General features: G+C 70.9%; 23 protein-coding genes. 14 read left to right on the forward strand and 9 right to left on the reverse strand.

Translation table 11 applies throughout. From position 1 onward, the window contains the following. Positions 1–646 precede the first annotated feature (646 nt). Positions 647–1,837: a GNAT family N-acetyltransferase gene (locus tag OG792_RS07905; RefSeq protein ID WP_329108567.1), complete on the forward strand. Its 1,191-nt coding sequence runs from the start codon at positions 647–649 to the stop codon at positions 1,835–1,837. Between the two features lie 125 nt (positions 1,838–1,962). On the opposite strand, the gene OG792_RS07910 is transcribed toward OG792_RS07905, so the two are convergent. Both OG792_RS07910 and OG792_RS07915 read right to left on the reverse strand, forming a co-directional pair. Beyond that, positions 1,963–2,412, reverse strand: a complete 450-nt coding sequence (locus OG792_RS07910) for a GNAT family N-acetyltransferase (protein WP_329108568.1) — start codon at positions 2,410–2,412, stop codon at positions 1,963–1,965. Between the two features lie 73 nt (positions 2,413–2,485). Continuing rightward, complete coding sequence (locus OG792_RS07915; RefSeq protein WP_329108569.1) at positions 2,486–2,746, reverse strand: Prokaryotic metallothionein; 261 nt, start codon at positions 2,744–2,746, stop codon at positions 2,486–2,488. Between the two features lie 158 nt (positions 2,747–2,904). Between OG792_RS07915 and OG792_RS07920 the strand changes: the two genes are divergently transcribed. Then, a complete protein-coding gene (locus OG792_RS07920) occupies positions 2,905–3,180 on the forward strand; it encodes an isoamylase early set domain-containing protein (RefSeq protein ID WP_329108570.1) in 276 nt (91 codons plus the stop codon). A gap of 78 nt (positions 3,181–3,258) precedes the next feature. Here the strand turns inward: OG792_RS07920 and msrB are convergent, their stop codons facing one another. Then, positions 3,259–3,672, reverse strand: coding sequence for a peptide-methionine (R)-S-oxide reductase MsrB (gene msrB / locus OG792_RS07925; protein ID WP_329108571.1), 414 nt, complete (start codon positions 3,670–3,672; stop codon positions 3,259–3,261). Between the two features lie 66 nt (positions 3,673–3,738). Here msrB and OG792_RS07930 point away from each other — a divergent pair, with 66 nt between their 5' ends. From OG792_RS07930 to OG792_RS07950, 5 genes are all read left to right on the forward strand, one after another. Continuing rightward, a complete protein-coding gene (locus tag OG792_RS07930) occupies positions 3,739–4,329 on the forward strand; it encodes a hypothetical protein (protein ID WP_329108572.1) in 591 nt (196 codons plus the stop codon). Between the two features lie 91 nt (positions 4,330–4,420). Next, positions 4,421–5,458, forward strand: a complete 1,038-nt coding sequence (gene ligD / locus OG792_RS07935; protein WP_329108573.1) for a non-homologous end-joining DNA ligase — start codon at positions 4,421–4,423, stop codon at positions 5,456–5,458. Positions 5,459–5,852: 394 nt separating this feature from the next. After that, positions 5,853–6,665 (forward strand): hypothetical protein, encoded by an 813-nt coding sequence (locus OG792_RS07940; RefSeq protein ID WP_329108574.1) that lies wholly within the window; start codon positions 5,853–5,855, stop codon positions 6,663–6,665. A 379-nt stretch (positions 6,666–7,044) separates the two neighbouring features. Continuing rightward, positions 7,045–7,506, forward strand: a complete 462-nt coding sequence (locus OG792_RS07945) for a hypothetical protein (RefSeq protein ID WP_329108575.1) — start codon at positions 7,045–7,047, stop codon at positions 7,504–7,506. Beyond that, positions 7,503–7,910, forward strand: a complete 408-nt coding sequence (locus OG792_RS07950; RefSeq protein ID WP_329108576.1) for a hypothetical protein — start codon at positions 7,503–7,505, stop codon at positions 7,908–7,910. The genes OG792_RS07945 and OG792_RS07950 overlap by 4 nt, the downstream gene beginning before the upstream one ends. A 54-nt stretch (positions 7,911–7,964) precedes the next feature. Here the strand turns inward: OG792_RS07950 and OG792_RS07955 are convergent, their stop codons facing one another. Both OG792_RS07955 and OG792_RS07960 read right to left on the reverse strand, forming a co-directional pair. Then, positions 7,965–8,423, reverse strand: coding sequence for a GNAT family N-acetyltransferase (locus OG792_RS07955; protein WP_329108577.1), 459 nt, complete (start codon positions 8,421–8,423; stop codon positions 7,965–7,967). 5 nt (positions 8,424–8,428) lie between these two features. After that, positions 8,429–10,003 (reverse strand): alpha/beta hydrolase, encoded by a 1,575-nt coding sequence (locus tag OG792_RS07960; protein WP_329111157.1) that lies wholly within the window; start codon positions 10,001–10,003, stop codon positions 8,429–8,431. A 218-nt stretch (positions 10,004–10,221) separates the two neighbouring features. Here OG792_RS07960 and OG792_RS07965 point away from each other — a divergent pair, with 218 nt between their 5' ends. Further along, positions 10,222–11,289, forward strand: a complete 1,068-nt coding sequence (locus OG792_RS07965; RefSeq protein WP_329108578.1) for an ATP-dependent DNA ligase — start codon at positions 10,222–10,224, stop codon at positions 11,287–11,289. Between the two features lie 62 nt (positions 11,290–11,351). On the opposite strand, the gene OG792_RS07970 is transcribed toward OG792_RS07965, so the two are convergent. The 3 genes from OG792_RS07970 to OG792_RS07980 form a co-directional block, all read right to left on the reverse strand. Then, positions 11,352–12,272 carry a DNA-3-methyladenine glycosylase family protein gene (locus tag OG792_RS07970; RefSeq protein WP_329108579.1) on the reverse strand — a complete coding sequence of 307 codons (921 nt, stop codon included), beginning with the start codon at positions 12,270–12,272 and terminating at the stop codon, positions 11,352–11,354. A gap of 320 nt (positions 12,273–12,592) precedes the next feature. Then, positions 12,593–13,600 carry a Pecanex-like protein 1 gene (locus OG792_RS07975; RefSeq protein WP_329108580.1) on the reverse strand — a complete coding sequence of 336 codons (1,008 nt, stop codon included), beginning with the start codon at positions 13,598–13,600 and terminating at the stop codon, positions 12,593–12,595. A gap of 29 nt (positions 13,601–13,629) precedes the next feature. Further along, complete coding sequence (locus tag OG792_RS07980; RefSeq protein WP_329108581.1) at positions 13,630–14,628, reverse strand: DUF4142 domain-containing protein; 999 nt, start codon at positions 14,626–14,628, stop codon at positions 13,630–13,632. 335 nt (positions 14,629–14,963) lie between these two features. On the opposite strand from OG792_RS07980, the gene OG792_RS07985 reads away from it, so the two are divergent. Both OG792_RS07985 and OG792_RS07990 read left to right on the forward strand, forming a co-directional pair. Beyond that, positions 14,964–15,911 (forward strand): ferric reductase-like transmembrane domain-containing protein, encoded by a 948-nt coding sequence (locus tag OG792_RS07985; RefSeq protein ID WP_329108582.1) that lies wholly within the window; start codon positions 14,964–14,966, stop codon positions 15,909–15,911. After that, positions 15,908–17,227: an NAD(P)/FAD-dependent oxidoreductase gene (locus OG792_RS07990; protein WP_329108583.1), complete on the forward strand. Its 1,320-nt coding sequence runs from the start codon at positions 15,908–15,910 to the stop codon at positions 17,225–17,227. The genes OG792_RS07985 and OG792_RS07990 overlap by 4 nt, the downstream gene beginning before the upstream one ends. An 82-nt stretch (positions 17,228–17,309) precedes the next feature. On the opposite strand, the gene OG792_RS07995 is transcribed toward OG792_RS07990, so the two are convergent. After that, positions 17,310–17,972, reverse strand: a complete 663-nt coding sequence (locus tag OG792_RS07995) for a hypothetical protein (RefSeq protein ID WP_329108584.1) — start codon at positions 17,970–17,972, stop codon at positions 17,310–17,312. A 328-nt stretch (positions 17,973–18,300) separates the two neighbouring features. On the opposite strand from OG792_RS07995, the gene OG792_RS08000 reads away from it, so the two are divergent. From OG792_RS08000 to OG792_RS08015, 4 genes are read left to right on the forward strand one after another with little or no spacing between them, the layout of a single operon-like run. Then, positions 18,301–18,948: a DUF6308 family protein gene (locus OG792_RS08000; RefSeq protein ID WP_329108585.1), complete on the forward strand. Its 648-nt coding sequence runs from the start codon at positions 18,301–18,303 to the stop codon at positions 18,946–18,948. Further along, positions 18,945–20,231, forward strand: coding sequence for a DUF6361 family protein (locus OG792_RS08005; protein WP_329108586.1), 1,287 nt, complete (start codon positions 18,945–18,947; stop codon positions 20,229–20,231). Before OG792_RS08000 ends, OG792_RS08005 begins: the two co-directional genes overlap by 4 nt. Further along, positions 20,218–22,032: a phospholipase D family protein gene (locus OG792_RS08010; RefSeq protein WP_329108587.1), complete on the forward strand. Its 1,815-nt coding sequence runs from the start codon at positions 20,218–20,220 to the stop codon at positions 22,030–22,032. The genes OG792_RS08005 and OG792_RS08010 overlap by 14 nt, the downstream gene beginning before the upstream one ends. Beyond that, complete coding sequence (locus OG792_RS08015; RefSeq protein ID WP_329108588.1) at positions 22,025–25,210, forward strand: DEAD/DEAH box helicase; 3,186 nt, start codon at positions 22,025–22,027, stop codon at positions 25,208–25,210. The genes OG792_RS08010 and OG792_RS08015 overlap by 8 nt, the downstream gene beginning before the upstream one ends. Positions 25,211–25,216: the final 6 nt, after the last annotated feature.

The following is a 25,216-nucleotide window of genomic DNA, read 5'->3' on the forward strand; positions in this document are numbered from 1 at the left end:
TCCGGATGGTCGCAGTCGTAGAGGTTCCCCGGCAGGCAACAAGCAGCACTAGTCGGTAACTATGGAGCCGAGCGGGCACGCCGTAGCGGGCGTGCCCGCTACGGGGTCAGCGGCACGTAGGCGGCGATAGGGTGAGCCGATGGAGAACGAACGCCGCCCGATCGCCCGGCACTATACGTCCGCGCCGCTGGATCACTTCGTGAATGAACCACAGCGACACGGATCACCCCGCCCCGGACACGGCACCGTGTATGTAAAAGCTGAGGGCGGTGCCCCGCCTTATCCCGCCATAACCTATGCAGCTAGTTGGATCGACCAATACGACCGGCCGAACGAACGGGACGAGTCGTTTGGGGCCGAAGATTTCGACGGCACCCGCGCGGAGGTCTTAGCTTGGGCACGATCCCGACCGGCGGCACAGCACCTACTTGCAGGCGAACATGAGTGGGAGCCTCTGCCTGACGACGACAATGATGTACGGCTCCGAGGCGAGTAGCCCGCACCAGAAGGGCCCCGCACGGAGTTGCAGGACTGCCCCGCTCCGACGCCGTGCGCTTCACCGGTACCGATCGGCCCCGGGCCGGTCGGGTGCGGCCGTACCGTCAAATGGGTTGAGCCGGTGCCGGTGGCCGGTTGGGATGGGGTCATGAAGATCCGCCGATTGGCCAACGAGGAACGTCCCACCACGAGCTGGCGCTTGCAGTCGTACGCGTTCGAGCCGTCGCCGACGCAGCCGGACGAGGTGGCGAGGTTCCACGACTTCCTGCCCTACCTCGCGGACAGCATCACCCTGGTCGTGCAGGACGGTGACGAAACACTGGCGGCGGTCAGCGCGATCCCGATGCGGCAGAACGTCCGGGGTGTGGTCCACCCGATGGCCGGCATCTCCGGGGTGGCCAGCCATCCGCTGGCCCGTCGCCAGGGCCACGTCCGTACGCTGCTCACCCAGCTTCTCGGCGAACTGCGCGACGAGGGGTACGCGGTCAGCTCGCTCTACCCGTTCCGCCCCTCCTTCTACGCCAGGTTCGGCTACGCCGCGCTGCCGCAGCCGCGTACGGTCAGTTTCTCCCCGGCCGACCTCGGCGAGTGGCTGCGCGCCGACCTGCCCGGTGAGCTGCGCCTGCAACGGATCCGGGACGGGTACGACACCTATCGTGGTTTCACCGAGCGGCTGGTGGCGTCCCGGCACGGGTTCTGTGTGCTGCCCGACAGTCGGGCCGTCCACCTTCGCGACGACGACAAACGCTGGCTGGTCAGCGCCTCGCACGAGGGTGAGGTGATCGGGGCGGTCACGTACCGGATCGACGATCACGGCGGCACCCTGCGGGCCGACGACCTGCTCACCGTCGGTCCGCTCGGCCGGGCACTGCTGTTGCAGTTCTTCGCCCGCCACGTCGACCAGGTGGCCCGGATCAGCGCGATCGTCGCGGCCGACGAGACCCCGGAACTCTGGGCCGCCGACCTCGCCACCCACACCGAGAGTACGGTCGCCTTCCCCGGCGCGGTGGCACCGATGGCCCGACTGCTCACCCTGGACGGCCTGCACGGCCTCCCGACCGGCCCCGGCCGGGTACGCGTCGAGATCGTCGATGACCCACTCCTCGCCGGCTCCTACCTGCTCGACGGCACCGACGGCCAACTGACGGTCAGCCGGGCCGACGCCCCGGCGCTACCCGCCGCCACCCTGACCGCCGCCGGCATCTCCGCCCTGGTCTACGGCGTCGCCGACCCCGACGACCTCCCACTACGTGGCTTCGGCACCGTCCCACCCTCCGCCGCCACCCAACTCCGCTCCCTCTTCCCCCGCACCACCCCCCACCTCTCCACCACCTTCTAACCCCCCACCCCTCAAGATCCGCACTCATGTAGAGAAAGAGTGGTTATCCGGGGCGGGATAACCACTCTTTCTCTACATCAGTCGCCGCCAACCGCCAACCGGCGGGCGGCGGGGCGGGGAGGGGGTTAGGCGGGGGTGCGGCGCATGGGGAGGTGGGGGATGCCGTCTTCCAGGTACTCGGGGCCGGTGGGGGTGAAGCCGTAGCGGGCGTAGAAGGCGGCTAGGTGTGCCTGCGCTTCCAGGACGCTGGTGCGGTTGCCGATGATGGTGAGCGCCTCGGCCATGAGTCGGCCGGCGTGGCCGTCGCCGCGCGCGTGCCGGGCCACCACCACCCGGCCGATCCGTTCCACGCCGTCCGGGTCGGCCAGAATGCGCAGGTACGCCACCGGCCCGCCGTCCTGCTCCAACCACAGGTGGCGGGTGCCGGGCTCGACGTCCCGCCCGTCCAGCTCGGGGTAGGCGCACTCCTGCTCGACCACGAACACGTCGACTCGCAGCCGGAGCAGGTCGTACAACGTACGGGCGTCGAGGTCGGCGAACGGGGCGAGGTGGAGGGTGATCTGCTGCGGCGGCATCCCTTGATCGTATGCGGGACGGCGGTGCGGCCCTCCGCCCTGGGGCCCGTACCGGTGCGAGTGCGGGCGCGGGTCAGGCTGGGCGGGCGCCGACGGTGTCCTTGATGGCGGCGCCCCGGTCGCCCTCGACCGCGCGGGCGCAGTGGGCGCAGCAGAAGAACCGGCCGGAGACCTCCACCCCGTGTCCGACGATCCGGACCCGGCAGTGCTCGCAGATCGGCGCGAGGCTCTGGATCGCGCACTCGAACGAGTCGAAGGTGTGCGAGTCGCCGCTCACCGTCCGTACCTCGAACGCGAGCCAGTAGTCGTTGCCGCAGACTTCGCAGGTTCCCATGACAAACCCCCCGTTTCAGACAGTGGATCCAGCTTGACCGGCCGACCGGGCGAAGGCGGCCGAAACCGATAAAACGCTCACCGCGACCGGCTCCCCGGCTGGCCCGTTGAACCGGGCAGCAGGTGTCGGATGCGGTGGCCGGAGGGCTGGAGGTCGAAATGATCAAACGGAGTCGACTGTTCGGGAACCAGACCCGAGTGACCTTCTCGCTGCCGAAGGACGCGCCCACCGGCGCGGTGAGCGTGGTCGGTTGCTTCAACGGGTGGGAGCCCGGCCGGCACGAGCTGGTCGCGCGTCGGGACGGCCGCCGTACGGTGACGGTCCGGCTCGGTCCCGGCGAATACCGCTTCCGCTACCTCGCCACCGGTGGGGTCTGGCTCGACGACGACCAGGCCGACCAGGTCGACCAGCAGGGCGGCCGGCTACTGCTCTGAGCGGGCCATTCGACGCGGCGGCTCCCCGGGTTTCCGGACGGCCGTCGGGCGACGGCCGTCCGCCGTGGTGCGGGTGGGTCAGTGTACGTCGTTCGGATCGAGGCGCATCGACACGGAGTTGATGCAGTACCGGGCGTCGGCCGGGGTGAAGCCCTCGCCGTCGAACCGGTGACCCAGGTGGGAGTCGCAGTTGGCGCAGCGCACCTCGACCCGGACCATGCCCATCGAGCGGTCCTCGATGTAGCGGATCGCGCCCGGCAGGGCCTGGTCGAAGCTCGGCCAGCCGCAGTGCGAGTCGAACTTGGTGTCACTGGTGAAGAGTTCCGCGTCGCAGGCGCGGCAGCGATATGTCCCCGGAGTCTTGGTTTCGACGTATTCGCCGGTCCAGGCCCGCTCGGTGCCGGCCTGGCGCAGCACCCGGAACTCCTCGGGCGACAGGCGGACCCGCCACTCGTCGTCCGTACGGGGAAGCTCCTTCTTGTCAAGAGTCATACCCCAACGGTACGGCGGCCGGGGGGTGGATGATTACCAACCGTCCCCGACGGTCGTTGACAGGGCATGCGGACGGCCACCAGGCCGGGCGGGGACCGGGACGGCAGGCATCAGCTCGCGGTGCTGGCCAGCTTCCGGCCGACCTGGCGTCAGGTGATCGTCAGCGGGCTCTGGACCGGTTTCGTCGGCGCCGTCGCGTTGACCGGGGCGGCGCTGACCGGGCCGACCCTGCTGGCCGTACTGGTGGGCGGGACCTGGCAGTTGCGCGCCCCGCCGCACTCCACCTGGCTGGCCCTGCTGGTGCCGGTGCCGCTCGGCCTGATCTACGGCTTGGCCGTCCGGCGCCGGATCGGCGCCCGCCTGGACGAACTGGGCGTACGCAGTGTGCCGCTCGGGCTGGACGGCTTCGCGCCCTGGCGGCTGGTGGTCGACATCCGGGCGGAACGCCGCCGCGGACGCACCCTGGTCGCCGTCTACCTGCACAACGGCGCCACCCTGCGGCTGCGCGCACCCTACGACGGGGTGCTCGGCCGGGACCCGAGGTTCGAGCGCAAACTCTTCCTGATCTGCAACGTCTGGGCGACCCACCGGGACTGGCGGGTGCCGGGCGGCACCGCCGGACCGGCGGCGCGCCACGCGGCCCCCGACGGGGGCTGAACCACCACCCGGCACGCCCACGGGGCGAAGTATCGGGCGGGACCGGCCCGCCGGGGCCGTGCCGGGCATCCGGTTGACATATGGTCGCGGCATGGTTGGCAGCGCGAAGGCAGCGGCCGTCGAGGTCGCGGTGGCGGGACATCAGGTACGGCTGAGCAGCCCGGACCGCGTCATCTTCCCCAGTCGTGGCTACACGAAGAAGGACGTCTTCGACTACTACCTCGCCGTCGGCGACGGGATCATGCAGGCGTTGCGCTCGCGCCCCACCACCCTGCAACGCTTCCCCGACGGCATCGAGGGGGAGATGTTCTTCCAGAAGCGGGTGCCGGCCCGGGGCGTGCCGCCGTGGGTGCAGACCGCACAGATCAAGTTCCCGAGCGGTCGTACCGCCGACGAGCTCTGCCCGGCGGACCTGGCCCATGTCGCGTGGGCCGCGCAGATGGGCACCGTGGTCTTCCACCCGTGGCCGGTCCGGGCCGCCGACGTCGACCGCCCGGACGAGTTGCGGATCGACCTCGACCCCCAGCCGGGCACCGACTTCGGCGACGCGGTGACGGTGGCCGGCGAGGTCCGGGCACTGCTCGACGAACTGGGCGCGACCGGCTGGCCGAAGACCTCCGGCGGTCGTGGCGTGCACGTCTACCTGCGGATCGAGCCCCGCTGGACCTTCACCGAGGTACGCCGGGCGGTGATCGCGTTCGCCCGCGAGATCGAGCGGCGCCGGCCCGACCTGGCCACCACTGCCTGGTGGAAGGAACAGCGCGGCGAGAAGGTCTTCCTGGACTACAACCAGATGGCCCGCGACCGGACCATCGCCTGCGCGTACTCGTTGCGGGCCAACGCCCGCGCCACTGTCTCCACCCCGGTCACCTGGGACGAGCTGCCCGACGTCGAGCCGGACGACTTCGACCTGCGTACGGTGCCGGAGCGGGTGGCGAAGATCGGCGATCCGCACGCCGGGATGGACGAGGCGGCGTGGGACATCACCCCGCTGCTGGAGTGGGCCGACCGGGACGACCGGGGCGGCTCGGGGGACCTGCCGTACCCGCCGGACCACCCGAAGATGCCGGGCGAGCCGAAGCGGGTCCAGCCCAGCCGGGCCCGACAGGACGACACGAAAACCGAATAACGATGTATCGCTCGACCGGTTGCGGCTCGGCGTGATCGCCAAATGTGCCATTCTCTCCGCCGAGACGAAACCCCAGGTCAGGGCACTCGTTGCTTGAGGTAACGGCGTTGTCGGCAGGTGATCTGGACGTACTGACGTCCCCTGACCGGCGCGCACCGGGACCGGAAACCGGTGTGCTGTACCCGTCGGATCGCCGGCCGGGCAACGCTGCCCGGTGACGGCCGGAGCAAGGTGGACCGGCCGGTAAGTCCTCGCCAGGTCGAGGAAATCATCGAACAGCAGACCACTGACCGGCCAGGTCGACCTCTCGGGCACCGCGTTCCTCGCCGCCGCCGGCGGTACGCCCCACCCTGCCCGCGAACCGGTCGGTACGTGTTCGGGAAGCGGTGCCTACATGGCCACGCAGGCAGAATTCAACGCCGATCCCTGGGTACGCCGCGAGATCGTCACCGCCGAGCTGAACTGGCTCGGGGACGAACTGTGCCGGCGTACCGGTCGCCCCCGTGGCGCGGCCGGGACCAAGGGCGACTACCAGCACCTCCGGGGGGCGCACCGGTCGCAGGAGTTCGTCGAGAAGAGCCCACTGTGTACCAGCCGTACCTACACCAAACAGACCGGACTGACCGCCGACCAACCACGACACATCGCCGGCTTCGACTTCACCCCCGGCGCGACCGAAGCCATGATCGCCCAGTCCGGGCGGCTGCTCGGCGCGATGAAGGCCGGGCAGTTGGAAGAGGTCCGGGAGATCTACTGCAACGTCGACGGCGACAAGGTGGTGGACGGCTGGGACAACGTACGCAACGTCGCGGCCACCTCGGACAGTTCACACCTGTGGCACTGGCACCTGAGCCTCGACCGGCGCCACTGCGCCAACCGCCCACTGATGGAACGGATCCTCGCGATCGCACTCGGCGACACCGCGAACAAGGAAGAAGAGGAGGACACCGACATGATGACCCCGGCGCAGGACGGCGCGTTGTCAGTGACCTGGCAGGCCAGTGACGCGCTGCTCGACATGCAGGAGACCACCGACGGCGGCACCCGGGAGATGAAGTTCGTCCGGGAGTTCAACCAGCTCCGCCGGGACGTCACCACCCTGCTCAAGCTCCAGGCGGCCGAGGCGGCGAAGCCGACGCCGATCGACTACGAGAAGTTGGCGGACGCGTTGCTCCGCCGGGTCGCGAGCACGCCGCGCGTGTCCTGAGCACCGCTCGCGGGGCAGCCGGATCCGCCCCGTGCGCCGACGGCCCGCCGTACCTGGTTGTGGCGGGTCGTCGGCGTCCACCGGGCGGCGGGTCAGGCCCGTTCCGACGCACCCGACCCGGCCCGCCGCCCACCCACCCGCGGTCACCTCCGATCTGGCCGCGACCGGTATGAGTGCCGTCGGTATGGCATCTGACCTGCTGAAATGCGACACCGGTGTGGACCGGTGGAGGCTCGTCGGCCGTGCTACCACTTAAGGCCAGGGGGAACACCATGACGTTCATCGCCCACCGCGTAGGCGGGCACGATCCAGCCGGTCGCGCCGGTTCCGACCAGACCTCGACGGGCGGCCACTGCCCCGCCGCGGACGGGAGTTTGCCATGCGTCCCTTAATGATCATCTCGGGGCGGCAGCCGTTCGAGGTGACCCTGCTGGTCGCGGCGGCCGTCTGCGGCACGGGCCTGATCCTCATCGACACCCGGCCCCGGTCGGTGAGCGTCGCCATGCCGGTGGTCGTCCAGGCGATCTGGGAGATCGGGTTGATCGTCGGCGGCATGGTCGGCCTGCTCGGCATTGGCTGGCGCGGCCAGCTCTCCACCGGGCTGGGCCTGGAACTCGGTGCCGTCGTCATGCTCGGCACCACCACCGGGATGTACGCCATCGCCGTGTTCGCCATCAGCGGCCGAGCCGGCCTGGCCGCCGGCACCTTCATCGCCGCCGTCTCGGCCGCGTCGTACTGGCGCGGTGGCCAGATCATCCGTGACCTGCGCCGGCTGCTGCGGGCCAGTAGCACCTACACCTTTGTCGACGTCCCCCTGCTCATGGAGAGAGATTTACCGTGATCACCGCCGCATCCGCCCCGGCCGGTCCTCCCTGGGTCCAGATCCTGCTTTCCGCGGTGGGACTGCTCGGGGGCACCGGTGGGGTGACCGCAATCGCCACTGTCGCGTTGCAGAGACGCAAGTTCCGGGCCGACGCCGCCGATGTACTGACCGACACCGCGCTGACCCTGGTCGACCCGCTCAAGACCCGGGTGGCCGAGTTGGAGGCGGAGACCAAACGGGCCCGTCGACAGGCCGCGGACGCCAGCCGGGAGATTCGCGAACTGCGGGCCGAGGTCCAGGAGATGACCGACCTGATCCGCCGGTGGCAGCGCGCCATCTTCGCCAGCGACGCGACAATCGAGCATCTCCGGGAGTACATCCTCGCCGCTGATTCCGGCGGTGGTCCCGGCTCCCGCCCCTGACCCGGACCGACCCCCTGACCCGGACCGCCTGCGGCGGTCGGTGGCGCACGCTTGCTACAGCGAGAGCTTCAGGCCCTCGTGGCTGGCCCGGAAACCCAGCCCGGCGTAGAAGCGGTGCGCCGCCGTACGTCGTTTGTCGGTGGTCAACTGGACCAGCCCGCAGCCCCGCTCCCGGGCCTGCTCCACCGCCCACCCGACCAGCAGTCGGCCGACGCCGGTGCCGCGCCGGTCGGCACGTACCCGTACCCCCTCGATCTCGGCGCGCTCGGCACCGCCGCGGGTGAGCGACGGGATGAAGGTGAGCTGCAACGTGGCGACCACCTCGCCGCCCTGCTCAGCCACGACCAGCACGTTGCGCGGGTCGGCGTCGATCGCCTCGAACGCGGCCCAGTACGCGGCGTCGGTGTCCTCACCGACGATCTCGCGGGTGGCGCCGAGTTCGTCGTCGGCGAGCAAAGCCACGATCGCCGGTACGTCGGTCCGCCGGGCGGCCCGGAAACTGATCTCCGTCACGCCGGTCAGCGGGCCGGACAGCGCGTGCCGGCGCTCGGCACGGTGAGGTCGAGCAGGTACGCGTCCACCGCCGCGTTGATGCACGGCGTCTGCGGGTACGCGGTGTGCCCCTCGCCCTCCCAGGTCAGGACCTTGCCGACGCCGAGCATCGCGGCCAGTTCCGGCGTGTGCTCGTACGGCGTGGCCGGGTCGCCGGTGGTGCCGACCACCAGGATCGGAGGCGCCCCGGTCGCCGCCCCGGTCGGGTACGGGTCACGCTGCCCCGGCCAGTACCGGCAGCTCAGCAGGCCCACCGCCAGCAGCGGGCCGAACAGCGGGTACTTCGTCCGCCACTGCGACTGGAGTTCGCGGATCCGGGGCAGGTCGGGCACGCTGTCCTCGTCCGCGCAGTTGATCGCCAGGTTCGCGTCGAACAGGTTGGAGTAGCGGCCGTCGGGGCCGCGCTCGGCGTACGAGTCGGCGAGTTCGAACACCCGGTTCGGGTTGCCACCGGCCAACTCGTCGATCCCCTTCGCCAGCTCCTGCCAGCCGGACTCGGTGTAGAGCGAGGAGATCACCGCGTACATCACCCAGCCGCCGGTGGCGGTCCGGCCGTTGCCGGCGCGTACCGGGGAGACGTCGGCCTTGGCCAGCGCGTCGGTCACCGCGCCGCGGGGGTCCGGTGCGATCGGGCAGCGGGCCGGCGTCCGGGTGCACCAGTTGGCGAAGTTCGTGAACGCCAGCTCGAACCCCTTGGCCTGGCTCTCCGAACTGGCGACCACGTCCTGCTTCGGGTCGATCGCGCCGTCGAGCACCAGCGCCCGGACGTTGCGCGGAAAGAGCTGGGCGTACGTCGCGCCGAGCAGCGTCCCGTACGAGTAGCCCAGGTACGTCGTCTTCTCGTCGCCGACGGCCGCCCGCACCGCGTCCATGTCCCGGGCCGCCTGCTCGGTGGAGTAGAGGCGCAACTGGTCGCCGTACCTGTCGCCGCACGCCTCGCCGATCCGCTCGGACAGGGCCACCGCGCCGTCGAACTCGGCCTGGGTCCGCGGATCGGGGTCGTACCCGAAGTTCGAGTCCAGTTCGGCGTCGGAGATGCACTTGACCGGGCTGGACCGGGACACTCCGCGCGGATCGAAGCCGACCAGGTCGAACCGCTGCGTGATGTCGTCGGGCAGGCCGCCGAGGGCGGCGCCGAAGGAGAGGTAGACGGCGGTGTCGACGCCGGAGCCGCCCGGCCCGCCCGGGTTGATCAGCAGCGAGCCGATCCGGTCGTGTTGTTTGACGGAGCGGACCCGGATCAGGGCGATGTCGAAGGTCCCGCCGCCGCCGGGGCTGGCGGCGGCGCCCGCGGTCGCACCGGTCGCCTGCCAGTCGCGGGGTACGCCGATCGTCGCGCAGTCGTAGCGCATGTCCGGTGCCGCCCGGCCGACGAGTTCCCTCGGCGTCTCCGGGCAGGGCTTCCAGTCGGCCGTCGCGCCGACCGGTGCCCGGTCCGGGCCGCCGTCCGTACGCGGTGCGAGGACCGGCAGCGTGCAGCCGCTCAGCACCAGCGTGGCGGCGACGGCGGCGGCCGGCACCCGCCACCGGCGGCGCAGCAGCCCCGCCGCGCGCGAACCGGACGTACGGGCGACGCCGGGCGGACCGGTACGTCGGTCGGCCAGCGGTGGACGGGGCGTGCTGGTCACCAGAGGTCCTCCCGATCGACTCAGTGGCCAGGCTACGCGGTCACCGCCCCGCCCCCCCGCCGCCCGCCGCCCCCACCGCCGCACCGGCGATTCCGTGGACACGTCACCGGGCAGCGGGGACGATGGGCCGCATGGATCTACCGGTGATGCCACCCATCGCGCCCATGCTCGCCAAGCCGATCGGCGACATCCCCGCCGGGCAGCTCTACGAACCGAAGTGGGATGGCTTCCGGTCCGTCATCTTCCGCGACGGCGACGAGGTGGAGATCGGTAGCCGCAACGAGAAGCCGATGACCCGCTACTTCCCCGAGATCGTCGAGGCCGTCCGGGCCAACTTCCCGAACCGCGCGGTGATCGACGGCGAGATCATCGTGGCCGACACCGACCGGAACACGCTCGACTTCGAGGCGTTGCAGCAGCGGATCCACCCCGCCGCGAGCCGGGTGAGGCTGCTCGCCGAACAGACCCCGGCCAGCTTCGTCGCCTTCGACCTGCTCGCGCTCGGCGACGACGACCTGACCGACCGGCCCTTCGCACAACGACGGGAGCTGCTGGAACGCAGCCTGGCCGGCGCGTTGCCGCCGATTCACGTCACCCCGGTCACCGACAACGAGGACACCGCCCGGCGGTGGTTCGCCGAGTTCGAGGGCGCCGGTCTCGACGGCCTGATCGCCAAGGACCCCGGGCTGACCTACCAGCCGGACAAACGGGTCATGTCAAAGATCAAGCACAAGCGGACCGCCGACTGTGTGCTCGCCGGCTACCGGGTGCACAAGTCGGCCGACAACCGGATCGGCTCGCTACTGCTCGGCCTCTACGACGACCGGGGCGTACTGGTCTCGGTCGGTGTCATCGGCGCGTTCTCGATGGCCGTACGGGAACAGCTGTTCGTCGAGTTGCAGCCGCTGGTCACCTCGATGGACGGGCACCCGTGGAACAGCGCCGCGCACGAGCAGGGCGAACGTACGCCGCGCAAGAACGAGGTGAGCCGGTGGAACGCCGGCAAGGACCTGTCCTTCGTGCCGTTGCGCCCCGAACGGGTGGTCGAGGTCCGCTACGACTACATGGAGGGTGTGCGGTTCCGGCACACCACCCAGTTCGAGCGCTGGCGGCCGGACCGGGACCCGCGCACCTGCACCTACGCCCAGCTCGAACGGGCGGTGCGGTTCAAGCTGGCCGACGTACTCACCAGCCGCTGACCCTCGTCCGTCCCGGGAGTCCCCGGCGGCGCCGGACCCGGTAACCGCCCCCGACAGGGTGCTCAGAAGCGGGCGAACGAGCGGAGCGGCATCCGTGGCCCGAACCGGGGTGCGTGGATTCCGGCGGCGGCGAGCAGCACGCAGACCCGACCACGATGGCCCCGGAACGGCTCCAGTAACTCCAGCATCCGGGCGTCGTCCGCCCGCGCCTGCCCGGCCAGCGCCCAGGCGACAGTGTTCGGGATGTGGTAGTCCCCGACGCTGACCGCGTCGGCGTCGCCGTACCCGATCCGGACCACCTCGGCGGCGGTCCACGGCCCGATGCCGGCGATGGCGGTCAGCCGGCGGGTGGCCTCGGCCGAGTCCGCGCACCGCTCCAGCCGGTCGGCGACCGCGGCGGCCCGGCGCAGCGTGTCGGCCCGCCGCTGCTCCACCCCGAACGGGTGGAACACCCAGTAGGGCGCCGCCGCCACGGTGGCCGGGTCCGGCGGTGCCCACAGCGACGTCAGCGGCCCGGGGGCCGGGGTGCCGAAGTGGCGGACGGTCGCCGCGTACCCCCGGTACGCCTCCTTGCCGGTGACCTTCTGTTCCATGATCGTCCGCAGCAGCCGGGGGAAGACCTGCCCGGTGGCGGGTAGGCGCAGCCCACGGTGAAGATGCGCGAGTTCGGCCACCACCGGATGCCGGGCGGCGAGGGCGGTGAAACCGGTGAGGTCGTCGCGGAGGCCGGCGACCGCGTCGGCCCGCTCGACCACCCAGTCGGCGCCGGGTCCGTACCCGGTGGCCAGCAACTCCCCACCGGTACGCCGCAGCGCGAGGGTCGCCGGCCCCGCCGGGGTACGGGTGGCCCACCAGAACGCCCCGTCGGCGAACCGGGCACAGGGGTCGTGCGCGCCCATCGCCAGTTGCCCGACCGAGGCGGCCAGCGCGTAGCCCTCGGGCGGACGGATCGTCCGCGTCGCCGCCGGCCCGGTCTCGGTCACCGCCCCACTGTGCCACGCACCCTCCGCCCCACCCGGCCACGGGGTTCGGACCGGCGCAGCGGTGGCGGGTCGGGGTACGGAGAAAGGGCAGGCACCGGAACGCCCGTGCGCGTTCCGGTGCCTGCCCTACCCGGAGCAGGTCAGCTGTCCTGGCTGGTGGGGCCGTCCTTCCTGTCCGTCCGCATGGTCGCCGGATCAGCTGTGGGGATGGTTGGGGACCTCTGACACACCGACGTGGAGGGGACCGATGTCGATGTGCCCGCGCCTGCTCGGGGAAGTCCCGCCCCCGGCGCCGGTAGCGGCGCCGGGGGAGAGCCGGATCACCGGGTGACGGTCACCCGTACGACGTCGAAGGCCGGGACCTGGTTGGCCCGCTGCATCATCGGTATCCGGTGCGAGCCGTCGCCGGCCCAGGAGGCGCACTGTGCCTCACCCGCGGCCGGCAGGCCGGGCACGGTCACCGTGACCTCGTCGGCCTGGGCGCCGCCCTTGCCGTCCTCGGTCGCCACGAAGAACGCGGGCACCGGCGCCGGATCGGGCGCGGCCCGGTCGCTGGTCAGCATCCGGCAGGCGGTGTGGAAGTGCCCACGGACCAGGCCGTCGGCGGTCAGGAACGAGCTCTCCTTGTAGTAGCCGCCCTGACCGGCCGCGAGGAACCGGTCCCGGACCAGGTTGCGGGTGCTGACCCGGATGGTGAACGATTGGTTCACCCGGACCCGGCGCGGTGCGTTGGTGATCAGCAGCGACGGGTTGTCCTCGGCCGTACCGACCTCACCGAACTCGGTGCTGACGCAGCGGTCGCCGTTCTGGAAGCCGTCGTGCGCCGTCTTCTGGCTCTGCTCGCAGCTGTTGCCGAGGATCTCCAGCGGGGCACCCGGGTTGGCCGGGTTGCCGACCGGGGGAGCGCTGCTCGACGTACCGGGGCGCGGGGTGCAGTTGCGGCCCTTGTTGCGGTCCTGCTGGCGGTTCTGCGTACCGGCGATCGGTGCTTCCTGCCCGTCGCCGGGGTGCTGGATGGCACCGTGGTCGTGGTACGCCGCGGCCGGGTTCGCCGGGTTCGGTGCGCTACCGGTCGGTGCCGGGGCGCCGGGGCTCAGCGTCGCCGCCGGAGCGCTCGCGCCGGGTGACGCGGTCGCCTGTGCCGGGGTGGTCGCCGGTGGGCATGGCGCGCCTCTACCGCGCCAGTTGGTTCCCGCCGACGAGACCTGGGTGACCGCGACGATGCCGCCGAAGACCACCACCGTGGCAAGTACGGCGATCAGCCGGGTACGGCGTTGCGGGCGGGGCGACCGGCTCTGCCGGTTACTGCGAGCGGGGCTGTCGTACACGTGGAGCCACCTCTTCCTTCGAGGGTTGATCAGCGGGGGCGGATCAGGCGGACCATGCTGTAGGCGCCGGCGATCAGCGCGGCCAGCAGCACGAGCCAGACGACGGTCGGGTTGACGCCGCCGGTGGCGGCGCGGGTGTCGACACCGCTGAGAAGTGAGCCGGTCCCACCGACCACCGCCGCCGCGGCCGCCGCTGGGGCGGGCGCCGGCGGCAGCGGGAGGGATTCGTAGTCGACCAGCCCGGTGCTTTCCAACAGCGTGATGTGGGTCAGTACGAATGCGTTGGCCTGTGCGGCGAGTTCCCGGACGACCTCGTTGCGGGTGCCGGCCCGGACGGCACCGATGGCCGGGAAAATCTTGCCGTGGGCGGCCCGGAGCCGCTCCACGAAGACCAGGTCGAACTGGGGGCCGGAGGCGCGCTGCATCTCGGCGAGCCAGCCCTTCTGTTCGGGCGTCGGCTCGGTCGGCAGCGGCACGCCCAGCTTTGCCGCGGCCTTGTTCACCAGATCGTCCAGCACCATGTGCTGGGGGCCGATCTTCCCGCCGACCTCCTTGACCTTGACCGAGGCGCCCTTGGCGACCGCCATGTCGCTGGCCGGCATCTCCCACAGCCCGGCCAGCTTGACCTTGACCAGCAGGTCCCGGTCGGCCGGACCGACCGGCCCGGCGGCCGACGGCTTGGCCGGCAGTTCGCCGAGCGGATTCGGCACGTCGCCGCTGACCGGGCCGCCGGACGGGTGCATGGCCGGGACCAGCGCCGGTGCCGCCACCTGCCGCACCGGCTGGGCCTGCACCGGCTGTGCCTGCATCGGCTGTGCCTGCATCGGCTGTGCCTGCATCGGCTGTGCCTGCATCGGCTGTGCCTGCATCGGCTGGGCCTGCATCGGCTGGGCCTGCACCGGCTGGCCGGACAGTGGGGCGGCCACGGCCGCCACCGGCGCGCCGAGCACGCCGCCGAGCAGGGCACCGGCAATTGCGGTGATCATCGTCACCGGCCGACGCCGCGAACGGGGCAGTGCGGTCAACATCGGCTCACCTCCCCTGACAATCAACAAATCTTCGACTGCCCGGAAACCGTACGGATCATATTGTCCGTACGTCAATCCGGGGCCAACAAGATACGGAATTCTTAGGTCTTACTTAAGTGGAACTTATGTCGGCGACCGTCAACCCCCGACATCGTCCGTTCGGCTGATGGGCACGGTTCAATGCCCAGGCCACAAGGTTGGTCAGGGTCGCCTTGACTTTTGCGCCCAGGGCACCATACTGGCTGGTAGCCCGGAATGATATAGACACCCGGCGTTGGGCTGGTGCCATCTGGAAGCAACGGGTCGGCACCATCTGGAATAGGAGGACCGCTGGCGTGCGCAGTGCGCAGGAAAGTGTCCATCTCATCGCCGCGACCGTGGGATTTATTTCATTCTTCCTGCTCTGGCTCGCGGTGCTGTCCGGCCTGGTCCTGCGCAACGGCTGGGCACTGACCCGGATCCGCCATTCGACCGCGCACGCCACTCATTCCACGATCGCCCTGCTCGGGCTCTGCCTCGGCCTGGTGCACGCCCTCACCCAGCTCGCCTCACCGGGCGGCCCGGTCCGGCTGGTCGACCAGTTCATCCCCTTCCTCAACCCGGAGGACCCGATCGGCATCGGGGTCGGGGTGATCGCGCTCGAACTGCTGCTCGCCACCACGCTGTCCGTACTGATCCAGCGTCGGCTCGGATACTCCCGGTGGCGGGCGCTGCACGCGTTGACGTACGTGGCTTTCATGCTGCTCGTCGCACACGTGCTGATCTCCGGCTCCGATGTCGGGCCGCCCGCCGTCTGGGGCAGCGTACTGGTGGCCTGGCTGTCCACGGTGGCGCTGTGGTTCACCACCACACCCTGGGCCGGCGACCTGCGACGCGACCTCGGCGACCGGTTCGTCGCCCGACGACGCGGACAGGAGATCTCGATCGACGTGGACGCCAACCGATGCGCCCGGTTCGGCTTCTGTGAACACGAGGCGCCGGACGTGTTCACCCTGCGCGGCGACGGGCGGCTGGCGTACAAGGCCATGGTTCCGGCCGACCAGACCAACGCGGTGCTCCGAGCCGTCGAGGTCTGCCCGGCCAGGGCGATTACCCTCAACCGGGTGCCGACCACCGTGCTCACCCCGCTCCCGGTCGACCCCGACCTCGAACCGGCGTCGGCTCCCGACCCCGATCCCGACCGGCCCACTCGCGCCGCCCGCCGTCCCCGACCCCGTCCGGGCCCGCGTTCCGTACCCTCGGGCAGCGGCACGGGGGTGCACCGCCGGGACGGTGCGCCGTGAGACGGCGTGGACCACGCTCGGCGTACGACCGGATTGTGGTGGTCGGTGCCGGACGGGCCGGGGTGGCCGCCGCCGAGGAACTGCGCCGGGCCGGCTTCCGGGGCGACGTACGCGTGCTCGGCGGCGAGCCGGACGCCCCGTACGACCGACCGGCCTGCTCGAAGGGGCTGCTCACCGGGCACCGACGGCCCAGCGACGTACGGATGCCGGTGCTCGATGGCGCCGACATCACCTGGCATCTCGGCCGGCGCGCGGTGCACCTGGACCCGGACCGCCGGATCGTCAGCACCGACACCGACGAGCGGTTCCGCTACGACGGCCTGGTGATCGCCACCGGTGCCACCGCGGCGCTGCCCCCGGACTGGCCGGTCGGCGAACCGGGCCTGCACACCCTGCGCACCCTCGCCGACGCGTGGGCGCTGCGTGGCGCCCTGCGCGACGCCGACCGGGTGGTGGTCATCGGGGCCGGTCTGACCGGCTGCGAGGTCGCGTCCGCGGTACGCACCCTGGCCCGCGACGCCGTACTGGTCGACGCCAAGCCGTACGTCCTGGGACGCGCGGTCGGCGAGACGGTCGGCCGGCTGGTCACCAGGGAGGTGGCCCGCGACGGGGTGCAGTTGCGGCTCGGCCGCCGGGTCACCGGGCTGAGCCGGCGCCGCCGGGGCTGGCTGGTCGAGTTGGACGACGGCGACGAGATCCACGCCGACCTGGTCGTGACGACCACCGGCGAGCGACCCGACGTCGACTGGCTCGACGGCACCGGGCTCGACCTCACCGACGGGGTGCTGTGCGACGAGAGCCTGCGGGTGCTCGGCGCCGCCGGGATCGTCGCCGCCGGTACGGTCGCCCGCTGGCCCAACCTGCGCTACTCCGCCCGGCCGGTCCGGTGTGGACAGTGGATCGCCGCCCTGCAACAGGGACGGGCGGCCGCGCACACCCTGCTCGCCGGGGACCAGGAGACACCGCCGGTCACCGTCGTGCCCCGCTTCTGGTCCGACCAGTACGGGCTGCGCATCCAGGTCTGCGGCGAGCTGCCACGGCACGCCGAGGTGACCGTCACCGAGCTGCGTCCGGGCCGGCGCGACGTGGCCCGGGCCGGTGTGCTGGTCGGCTACCACGACGAGGGTCGCCTCGTCGGACTGGTCGCGGTCAACGCCCCGCACGCCTTCACCTCCGTCACCCGGTCCATGCTCGCCAGCGCCTCGGTCACCGTGGCCGCCCCTGTCTCCGTACCCGTGGTTTCCGAACCGGTCGCGGTCCCGGAGCCGGTCGCGGCGCCGGCCGCCCCACGGCGGCGGCTCGCCGCGGCAAGCTGAACCGGCACCACCACACCGACCACCGGCGACGGCCGGCCGCGCCCCTACGGCAACGGCCGACCGCCGCGTCGGTGGCCACCGGTCAGTACGAGTACGAGTCGCCGGTGCTCTCGGCGGCGCCGCCCTCGCCCTGCGGCAGCGGGACCGGCTTCGGGGTGCCCTCGGGCAGGCAGCTCAGGTTCTTTTTGCCGTCCGGGGCGACCACGAACCAGGTGCCGCCGACCTTCTGGCCCTTCCACTGGCCCGGCTTCAGGTCACCGATGTAGCGGTAGACCGGCCAACCGCCGATGGTGAGCTGACGGGTGCCGTCGTCGCGGGTCACCTCGCCGACCTTGTCCTCGGCGACCCCGGTCAGTTCGGTGTTGCCGTCGGTCAGGGCCGGCGGCCAGAGGATGGCACAGTCGCCGTTGCAGTTGCTGGTCGGCGGGTTGGCCGAGTCCTTGTCGAAGCGGTAGAGGATCCACCCCTTCTGGTCGGTGACCACCTCACCCATCTTGGCGACCTTCTTGCCGTTCAGTTCGGTGGTGAGAGGAACGTTCGACGGTGGCTTCGGCGCGGCCGACTCCGACGGTTCCGGTGTGGCGCTCGGCGCTGCCGCCGCCTCGGCCGCCGCATTCGCGACCGGCTCGGTGTTGGCGGTCTGGGTCGCGTCGTACCCGGCCGGGGCGCAGGCCGTCAGTGCGGCCACCACGGTCATTGCGGCCAGTGTGCTCGCAACGGTCGCGGTTCGCTTGATCAGTGCCACGTGTCCTCCTCAGCTTGGCAGGTCACCGGGAAGTACGCGGATCCCCGCCGAGCGGATGAGGTGATAGACGGTGGACAATTTCACAGCAAACCGTTGAACTGTTCCGTCCTGATTCCCGTACCAGCCTGGTTGGAGGGAGTTCGTCGGGTTCGCGGTCGTGTCGGCGCCCGGTCGGTGCGGACACGGACCCACCCGGCGTGGACGGCGAACTGACGGTCCGCCACCCCGGGCGATCCGGGTACCGGGCAGTGGTCCTTCGGACCTTTCGATAGCTTCGATGGAAGACCAAGCTCACTTGGGTGACGTACGGGTGGCTGGGGGAGAAGCTGTGACAGACGGTGCTACGCCGACGATCGCCTCCCTGAGACCCTGCGCCGAGCGGCATCTGGCCGCCTACACCGATCCCGCCGCCGGATTCGCCTTCGGCAGCTACGACCGGTGGTACTCGACACCGGACCGGCTGACACCGCTCGACTGTCTCGCCGCGAACCTGCTGAGCCTCAGACTCGGACACCCGCAGGTGCTGCCCCTGTTCCACCCCGGTCCGAGTCCGGCGACCAGCCTGCGGGACGCGATGCAGCTCGTACTCGACCGGACGGTCGACGGTACGGGCCCACGGTTTCTCGACCTCGACTCGATCGACGACGAGCCCTTCCGGATGCTCCGCCAGGCGAACACGTTGACCAAGGACGTTCGAGGCTGGACTGCGGTCACCGTCTGCAAGATCCTGCACCGCCTGCGGCCGGATTTCGTACCGCTCTACGACAGCGTGCTGCGTGGCTTCTACCGGACCAGGGGACCGGCCGCATTCTTCACCGCCCTCCTGGTCGACCTCAGCGCCAGCCAGCAATGGTTGACCGCGATCAGCGACGGGGTCCGGACGCTCGATGACCGTCCACTGTCGGTTCTGCGGGCAGCCGACATCGTGATCTGGCATCACTGTCATGTCGGGTGTGCGGAAGGACCGACGGCGTGACCGTTGGCGTGTCGACAATTTCCTGGCTGGACATCGATGACGACCAGACCCGTCGGATCCAGGCCGCGATCGCGGCGCTGGACGACCGGGAGACCCTCGATCCGATCGGCACCGGCACCATCCGGGACGCGTTCTCGGAGGCCCTCTTTCCGGGTACGTCGACCATCCAGACCCGGCTGCGTTACTTCCTCTTCGTGCCCTGGACCTGTCAGGCGGTGGCCGCCCGACGGCCGGGTCGTACGACCTTCCAGGATCGGCTGCGTGAGCAGGAACTCCGGCTGATCGAGGCGCTGCGCCCGATCGGGCCGAACCAGGGGGTGATCGGCTACCGGGCGCGTAGGAACCTGGCCCGGATGCCCAGTTCGGTCTACTGGCACGGGCTCGGCGCGTGGGGCGTACGGACCCGACCGGAGGTCACTCTCGCCCAGTACGCGAACCTGGCGACCCGACCGGGCGGAGCGGACCGGACGATCCGCGACGACGGCGGTGACGTGCTCGGTGGCTCGCCACCTTTCTGGGACCCGGGGCTGCCGGAACCGCCGGCCGAGTTCCCCGGAACGGGACTCACGATGGGGCTCACCGAGCCCGAGGCGCACTATCTGCGCGATCGCTTACGGTCGACCCGAATGCCCGGGGCGCATCCGGCGGGTGACCCCTCCATGCTCGCCTGCCTCGCCGAGGGCGCCGCATCCTGGCAGGACAGCGAGGATCCCTGGTCGGACGAGCGGACAGACAGCCTCCCTGAGGCCGTCGCCCGAGTGCTGACCCACGCCCGTCACTTCTCGGAGATCGTGTTCGGTGCGCAACTGCTCTACAACGTGCTGCTCGCCGAGCGGGCAGCGAAGGTGCTGCACGTCGACACGACCAAGCTGGTAAACGTGCTCAACGGGCAACTCGACCACTGGTTCGAGCGAGTCACCAAGCACACTGACGCGTTCACCGACTGGTGGGCGCGCCCCGAGGAGTTCTGGGCGACGGTCTCGGAGTGTGGCGGCCGAGTCCGGCCGGGCACCAGAGACCTGCTGCAACACTGGATCGGCGCGGCAGTCCTCGATCCACGGGCGGCGTTCGATGATGCCTCGTCGCGGAGCCGGATCAGGGAACAAGAGTTGGCCCTGAAGGGCCGGTACGCCCGGCTGACCCATCAGACCGCACTCCAGTCCTGGGACGGCGGCTCGATCGGGGCGGCGCCGCTGCGCTACCGCTGGCAGACCGTACGAAATCTCATGTCGGACCTGCACTTGGGCCTTGTCGGAGCGGAGGCCGCCGATGCTCCAGCCTGACAGTCGGCGGACCCTGGTCGACAGCCTCCGGCCGCCGCCCGGCACCCGGCTCGACTGGGCGGTCGGGACCACCTACAGCCTCAACCTGACCACGCTGCTCGTGGTCCCCGCGGCGACCGCCCACTCCGCTGGCGGCGGGTGGGGTGATGACGACGACGATGAACCGGACGGGTTCACGCCCGTCGGCCTGCTCGACGCGCTGAACCGCGCTGCGGACCGGATCACGGTGTTCTGCGACGCGGGCCAGATCGCACCGCCACTGCACCGGCGCAGGGTCCTGCTCGGCTTCGTCGAGCAGGCGGTCGTCCCGGTCACCGCGCCGGAGGGCGGGGTGTTCCACCCGAAGCTGTGGGCACTGCGGTACGTCGACGCGGCCGGCGGCCCCACGTACCGGGTGCTGGTCGCCACCCGCAACTTGACCTTCGACCGCTGCTGGGACACGATCACCGTGTTGGAGTCCGACCCGGACGGGCAGCCGCTACCCGGAATCGGCAACGTGGTCCGAGCCCTGCCCGACCTGTCGGTCAGCCCGTTGTCGTCGGCGCGCCGGGACCGGATCGGCGGGTTCGGCGACGAGTTGGACACCGTGCCGTTCGCGTCACCGGCCGGGTTCGGCGACCTTCGGCTGCACGCCTTCGGCCTGGGCGGCGGATCGTGGCCCTTCCCGAAAACCTGTCACCGGCTGCTCGTACTGTCCCCGTTCCTCACCGCGCACACCCTGAAACGCCTGCCCCAGGCATCAATACGGCGCAGCGTCGTGTCCCGACCGGACGCCCTTGCGGCCGTCGGCCAGGCGGGCGAATCGTACGACCGCTTCACCCTCAACCCGGCGGTCCTGGACGACGTCGGCGACCTGTCCGGAGCATCCCGGGACGATCCTCGGCGGGTGGACAACGGCCTGCACGCGAAGCTCTACGTCACCGACGACGAGACCGGTACGAGTTGGTGGACCGGCAGCGCCAACGCCACCAGCGCCGCCTTCGAACGCAACGTCGAGGTTCTGCTCCAGCTGCGTACGACAAACGAGCGGCACTCCGCCTCGGCGCTGCTGAGGGAACGGAAGGAGGGCGATCCGGAGGCGCGTACCCTGCGTGACCTACTGGTGCCCTGGGAAGACGACGGTACGGAGCCGGAGGAGCCGGTTGACGACAACCAGGACGAGCTCGACCGGCTTCGTCGGCTCGTGGCCGCCGTCGCCTTCTCGGCCACCGTGGTCGAGTCCGAACCGGGCCGGTACGGCGTCACCTACCGTTCGGACGAGGCGCTACCCGTACCGGAAGATGTCGGGTTGCGCTGTTGGCCGGCGACGGTCGGGCAGCCCGACCGACCGGCCGCGCTCGATTCCGACGGTCGCCTCGGGTACGAGACATCGGCCACCCTCACCACCCTCTCCGCCTTCCTGGTCATCGAACTGACCCTGGCCAAGCTCTCCACCGCCTTCGTCGTCCGCTGCGCCATGCACGGCGAGCCGGACAACCGGCGGCAACTGCTGGTGGCCGAGTTGCTGGGCGACGAGCACCGGCTGGTTCGCTATCTGGTGGCCCTGCTCAGCGACGACGACGCGCCGCTCGACGGCGACGGGACTAACGGTGCCGGGGTCGATATCTGGAGCGGCGGCGACCTGGAACGGCTCCCGCTGACGGAGCTGATGATCCGGGCCCTGGCCCGGGACTCGGGACGGCTGCGCCAGATAGCCGACCTGCTTTCCACCGTTCGACACGGCGGCGGGCGTCTACCGGAGGGCTTGGACGACCTGTGGGACGCCGTGTGGCAGATCGCCCGGGAGGACGTTCGTGGCTGACACCCCCGACGAGCTGGCCGGTCTCACCGACTTCCAGCAGCGGACCGCGCGGTACGCGTTCCGCCGGCTGTACCTCGACCCCGACCCGACGAGGCGCTTCCTGGTCGCCGACGAGGTCGGCCTGGGCAAGACGCTCGTGGCCCGAGCGGTGGTCGCACAGGCGATCACGCACCTGCGCCAACACGGCAAACGGCGGATCGACATCGTCTACATGTGCTCGAACAGTGCGATCGTCAAACAGAATCTTCGGAAGCTGAGCCCGGTCGGACTCACCCCGACCAACATCACCGGCCGGCTGTCCCTGCTGCCCGGACAGCCGCCGGGACCGGCTGCCGGCGTCAACTTCGTGGCACTCACCCCGGGCACCTCGCTGCAACACGGAACCGCACTCGGCACCGTGGCCGAGCGGGCCCTCGCGATCGAGTTCGTGGCGAGCGTCTTCGGCCGCGACGAGGTGGAACACAGGGGGGTGTACCGGGCCTTCGCCGGCAACATCAAAGACCGGGAGGGCAGCCTCCGCGAGCTGCGTACGAGGTTCGCCGAGGCGCGCGGGTCGCTCACACCCGCGTGGGGGGCCAAAGGAATGTTCGCTCGCCATTTCCGGGACGTGGATGCCGAATTTCGGGCCGTCACCGGGTGGCGGATGCGGGAGACGCTCGGCTGGCTCGCCGCCGAGTTCGACCGCGATGCCCGTCGGCGGGATCCGGACGCCGATGCCGTACGCAATGTCTTCATCGGCCGGGTACGGCGCGCGATGGCCGCCACCGGGGCCGAACTGCTCCGTCCGAACCTGGTCATCTTCGACGAGTTCCAGCGCTTCGCCGACCTGCTGCACAGCACGGAACCCGAGATCAAGCCGTTGATGGACAGCCTCACCGGCAGCGGCGGCGATGACGACACCGCCGCTACCCGGGCACTCCTGCTGTCCGCCACGCCGTACCGGATGCACACCACCGACGTGGAGCGGGCCGCGGGTGAGAACGATCATTATGGCGATCTTCTCCGTACCGTCGAGTTCCTGGCCGGGAAGTCGGGCGCCGACGGGCTCGCCACCGACCTTCGCCAACTGCGGTCGGCGCTGAACCGCATCGCGGGCGACGGGCTCGATCCCGTGGTGACCGCGACCCGATCCATCTCCGAACGCCTGCGTACGGTGATGGTGCGTACCGAGCGACTGGCCAGCACCGCCGACCGTGACGGGATGCTCCGAACGGTCACCCACACCGTCAACACCCCGGACGCGGACGAGATCCGGGGTTACCTCGCCGCGACCCGGCTGGCCGGTCAGGTCGCGCCCGGCGACCACCCACGTGCCCTCGACCTGGTCGAGCTGTGGAAATCCGTCCCCTACCTCCTGAGCTTCCTGCACCGGGACAACTACCAGGTGAAGGCCACCCTCCACGAGGCGATCGCGGCGGCCGAGAAACCGGCGACACTCACCGACGGACTGGTCGGTACCACAGCCGTGGTGCCCTGGTCCGATGTCGACGCCTACCGTGAGGTCCCGCCCGCCAACGCCCGACTGCGGCAGCTGCTGTCCTCGGCGGCCGGGCCGGTGGCCCGCGACCTGCTGTGGATGCCGGCGTCCGCGCCGTACTACCGGGCCGACGGCGAGTTCGAGTCACCGCAGGCCCGCGAGTTCACCAAGCACCTGGTCTTCTCCGCCTGGCACGCGGTCCCGAACTCGATCAGCGCGATGCTCAGCTACGAGGTCGAACGCGCGACGATCGGTGCGCACTCCGACGTGACCTACGCCGACGCCGCCAGCAAGGCCGTCCGTCCGCTCCGGATCGACGCGGAGACCACCTACCTCCTGCTCTACCCGAGCGTGGCCCTGGCCGACCTGGTCGACCCACTGGCGATCAGGACCACCAGCGGCGGCGTACCGCCGACCTGGCACGCCGTCGCGGAGGCGGCCGGGCGGGTGCTGGGCGATCGGATCGACCGGTTGACGGCGGGGCACCGGGGCCGCCCGACTGATCCGCGCTGGTACTGGCTGGCACCACTGCTGCTGGACCACGAGTCACACCGGCGCGGCAAGACCACCGCCGCCACCGTCGACCCGGTCGGCAGCTGGACGGAAGAGGGCGCCGACACCTACCGGAGCCGGATGGACGAGTGGCGGGGCATCGCCGCCTCGGGAGCGGTTCCGGGCGGCCTCGGCGCCCCGCCGGACGACCTGGTCGAGGTCCTCACCGAAGTGGCGCTCGCCTCGCCGGCCGTGTGCGCGCTACGGGCCATCCGGCGGGTACTGCCGGCGGCGACGCCGTACCAGACGCTGCCGGCGGCGGCGCGGGTCGCGTTCGGGATCCGCGCCATGTTCAACGGTCCGGAGGCGACCGCGATAGTAGCGGGGCGCGACCATGACGTGTTCTGGCGTGAGTGTCTGGGCTACGCCGCCCGGGGCAACCTCCAGGCCGTGCTCGACGAGTACCTGCACGTACTCGCCGAGTGGCAGCGCTTCGACGTGTCCACGCTGTCGGACCTCGCCGAGCACGTGTACCGCGCCGCGACCCTGCGGGCCGTGCCGTACCAGGTGGACGTGCTCGACGCGGCCGGCGGGCTGAACCAGCGGCACATGCGCGGACGGTACGCCGCCCGCTTCGGTCACGGACGCGACGACACCAACGGGGAGGTACGCGCCGAGCAGGTCTCCGAGGCGTTCAACTCGCCGTTCTGGCCGTTCGTGCTGGCCACCACCTCCATCGGGCAGGAGGGCCTCGACTTCCACCTCTACTGCCATGCCGTGGTCCACTGGAATCTGCCGCACAACCCGGTCGACCTGGAGCAGCGCGAGGGTCGGGTGCACCGCTACAAGGGGCACGCGGTGCGGAAGAACGTGGCGGACCGCTGCGGGCTGCCCGCGAGCCCACTCGAAGACCCGTGGCGGGCGATGTTCGAGACCGCTGCCGGCCACCGGTCGGTGGGGGAGTCGGAGATCGTGCCGTACTGGGTCTTCGAGGGGCCGGCGAACATCGAGCGGCACCTGCTCGTCGCGCCTTACACCCGCGACGCGTCGGTGCTGCCGCACCTGCTCGACTCGACGGTCATGTACCGCATCGCCTTCGGCCAACCGCGACAGGAGGAGCTGCTCCGCAACGTGGCGAGCGCGACGACTCCGGAGCAGCGGCAGGCGCTGTCGCGGATCCGGGTCGACCTGCGACCGCCGGCGGAATGACCCCGC

Origin of the sequence: Micromonospora sp. NBC_01699 (assembly GCF_036250065.1) — a bacterium.
Lineage (GTDB): Bacteria > Actinomycetota > Actinomycetes > Mycobacteriales > Micromonosporaceae > Micromonospora_G.

Coding starts and splice junctions, on each gene's coding strand:
- OG792_RS07915 (WP_329108569.1), bottom strand. CDS start 2,746: ATGGGAACCTGCGAAGTCTGCGGCAACGACTACTGGCTCGCGTTCGAG.
- OG792_RS07965 (WP_329108578.1), top strand. CDS start 10,222: ATGGATCTACCGGTGATGCCACCCATCGCGCCCATGCTCGCCAAGCCG.
- OG792_RS07945 (WP_329108575.1), top strand. CDS start 7,045: ATGCGTCCCTTAATGATCATCTCGGGGCGGCAGCCGTTCGAGGTGACC.
- OG792_RS07980 (WP_329108581.1), bottom strand. CDS start 14,628: ATGTTGACCGCACTGCCCCGTTCGCGGCGTCGGCCGGTGACGATGATC.
- OG792_RS07905 (WP_329108567.1), top strand. CDS start 647: ATGAAGATCCGCCGATTGGCCAACGAGGAACGTCCCACCACGAGCTGG.
- msrB (WP_329108571.1), bottom strand. CDS start 3,672: ATGACTCTTGACAAGAAGGAGCTTCCCCGTACGGACGACGAGTGGCGG.
- OG792_RS07910 (WP_329108568.1), bottom strand. CDS start 2,412: ATGCCGCCGCAGCAGATCACCCTCCACCTCGCCCCGTTCGCCGACCTC.
- OG792_RS07920 (WP_329108570.1), top strand. CDS start 2,905: ATGATCAAACGGAGTCGACTGTTCGGGAACCAGACCCGAGTGACCTTC.
- OG792_RS07930 (WP_329108572.1), top strand. CDS start 3,739: ATGCGGACGGCCACCAGGCCGGGCGGGGACCGGGACGGCAGGCATCAG.
- ligD (WP_329108573.1), top strand. CDS start 4,421: ATGGTTGGCAGCGCGAAGGCAGCGGCCGTCGAGGTCGCGGTGGCGGGA.
- OG792_RS08010 (WP_329108587.1), top strand. CDS start 20,218: ATGCTCCAGCCTGACAGTCGGCGGACCCTGGTCGACAGCCTCCGGCCG.
- OG792_RS07940 (WP_329108574.1), top strand. CDS start 5,853: ATGGCCACGCAGGCAGAATTCAACGCCGATCCCTGGGTACGCCGCGAG.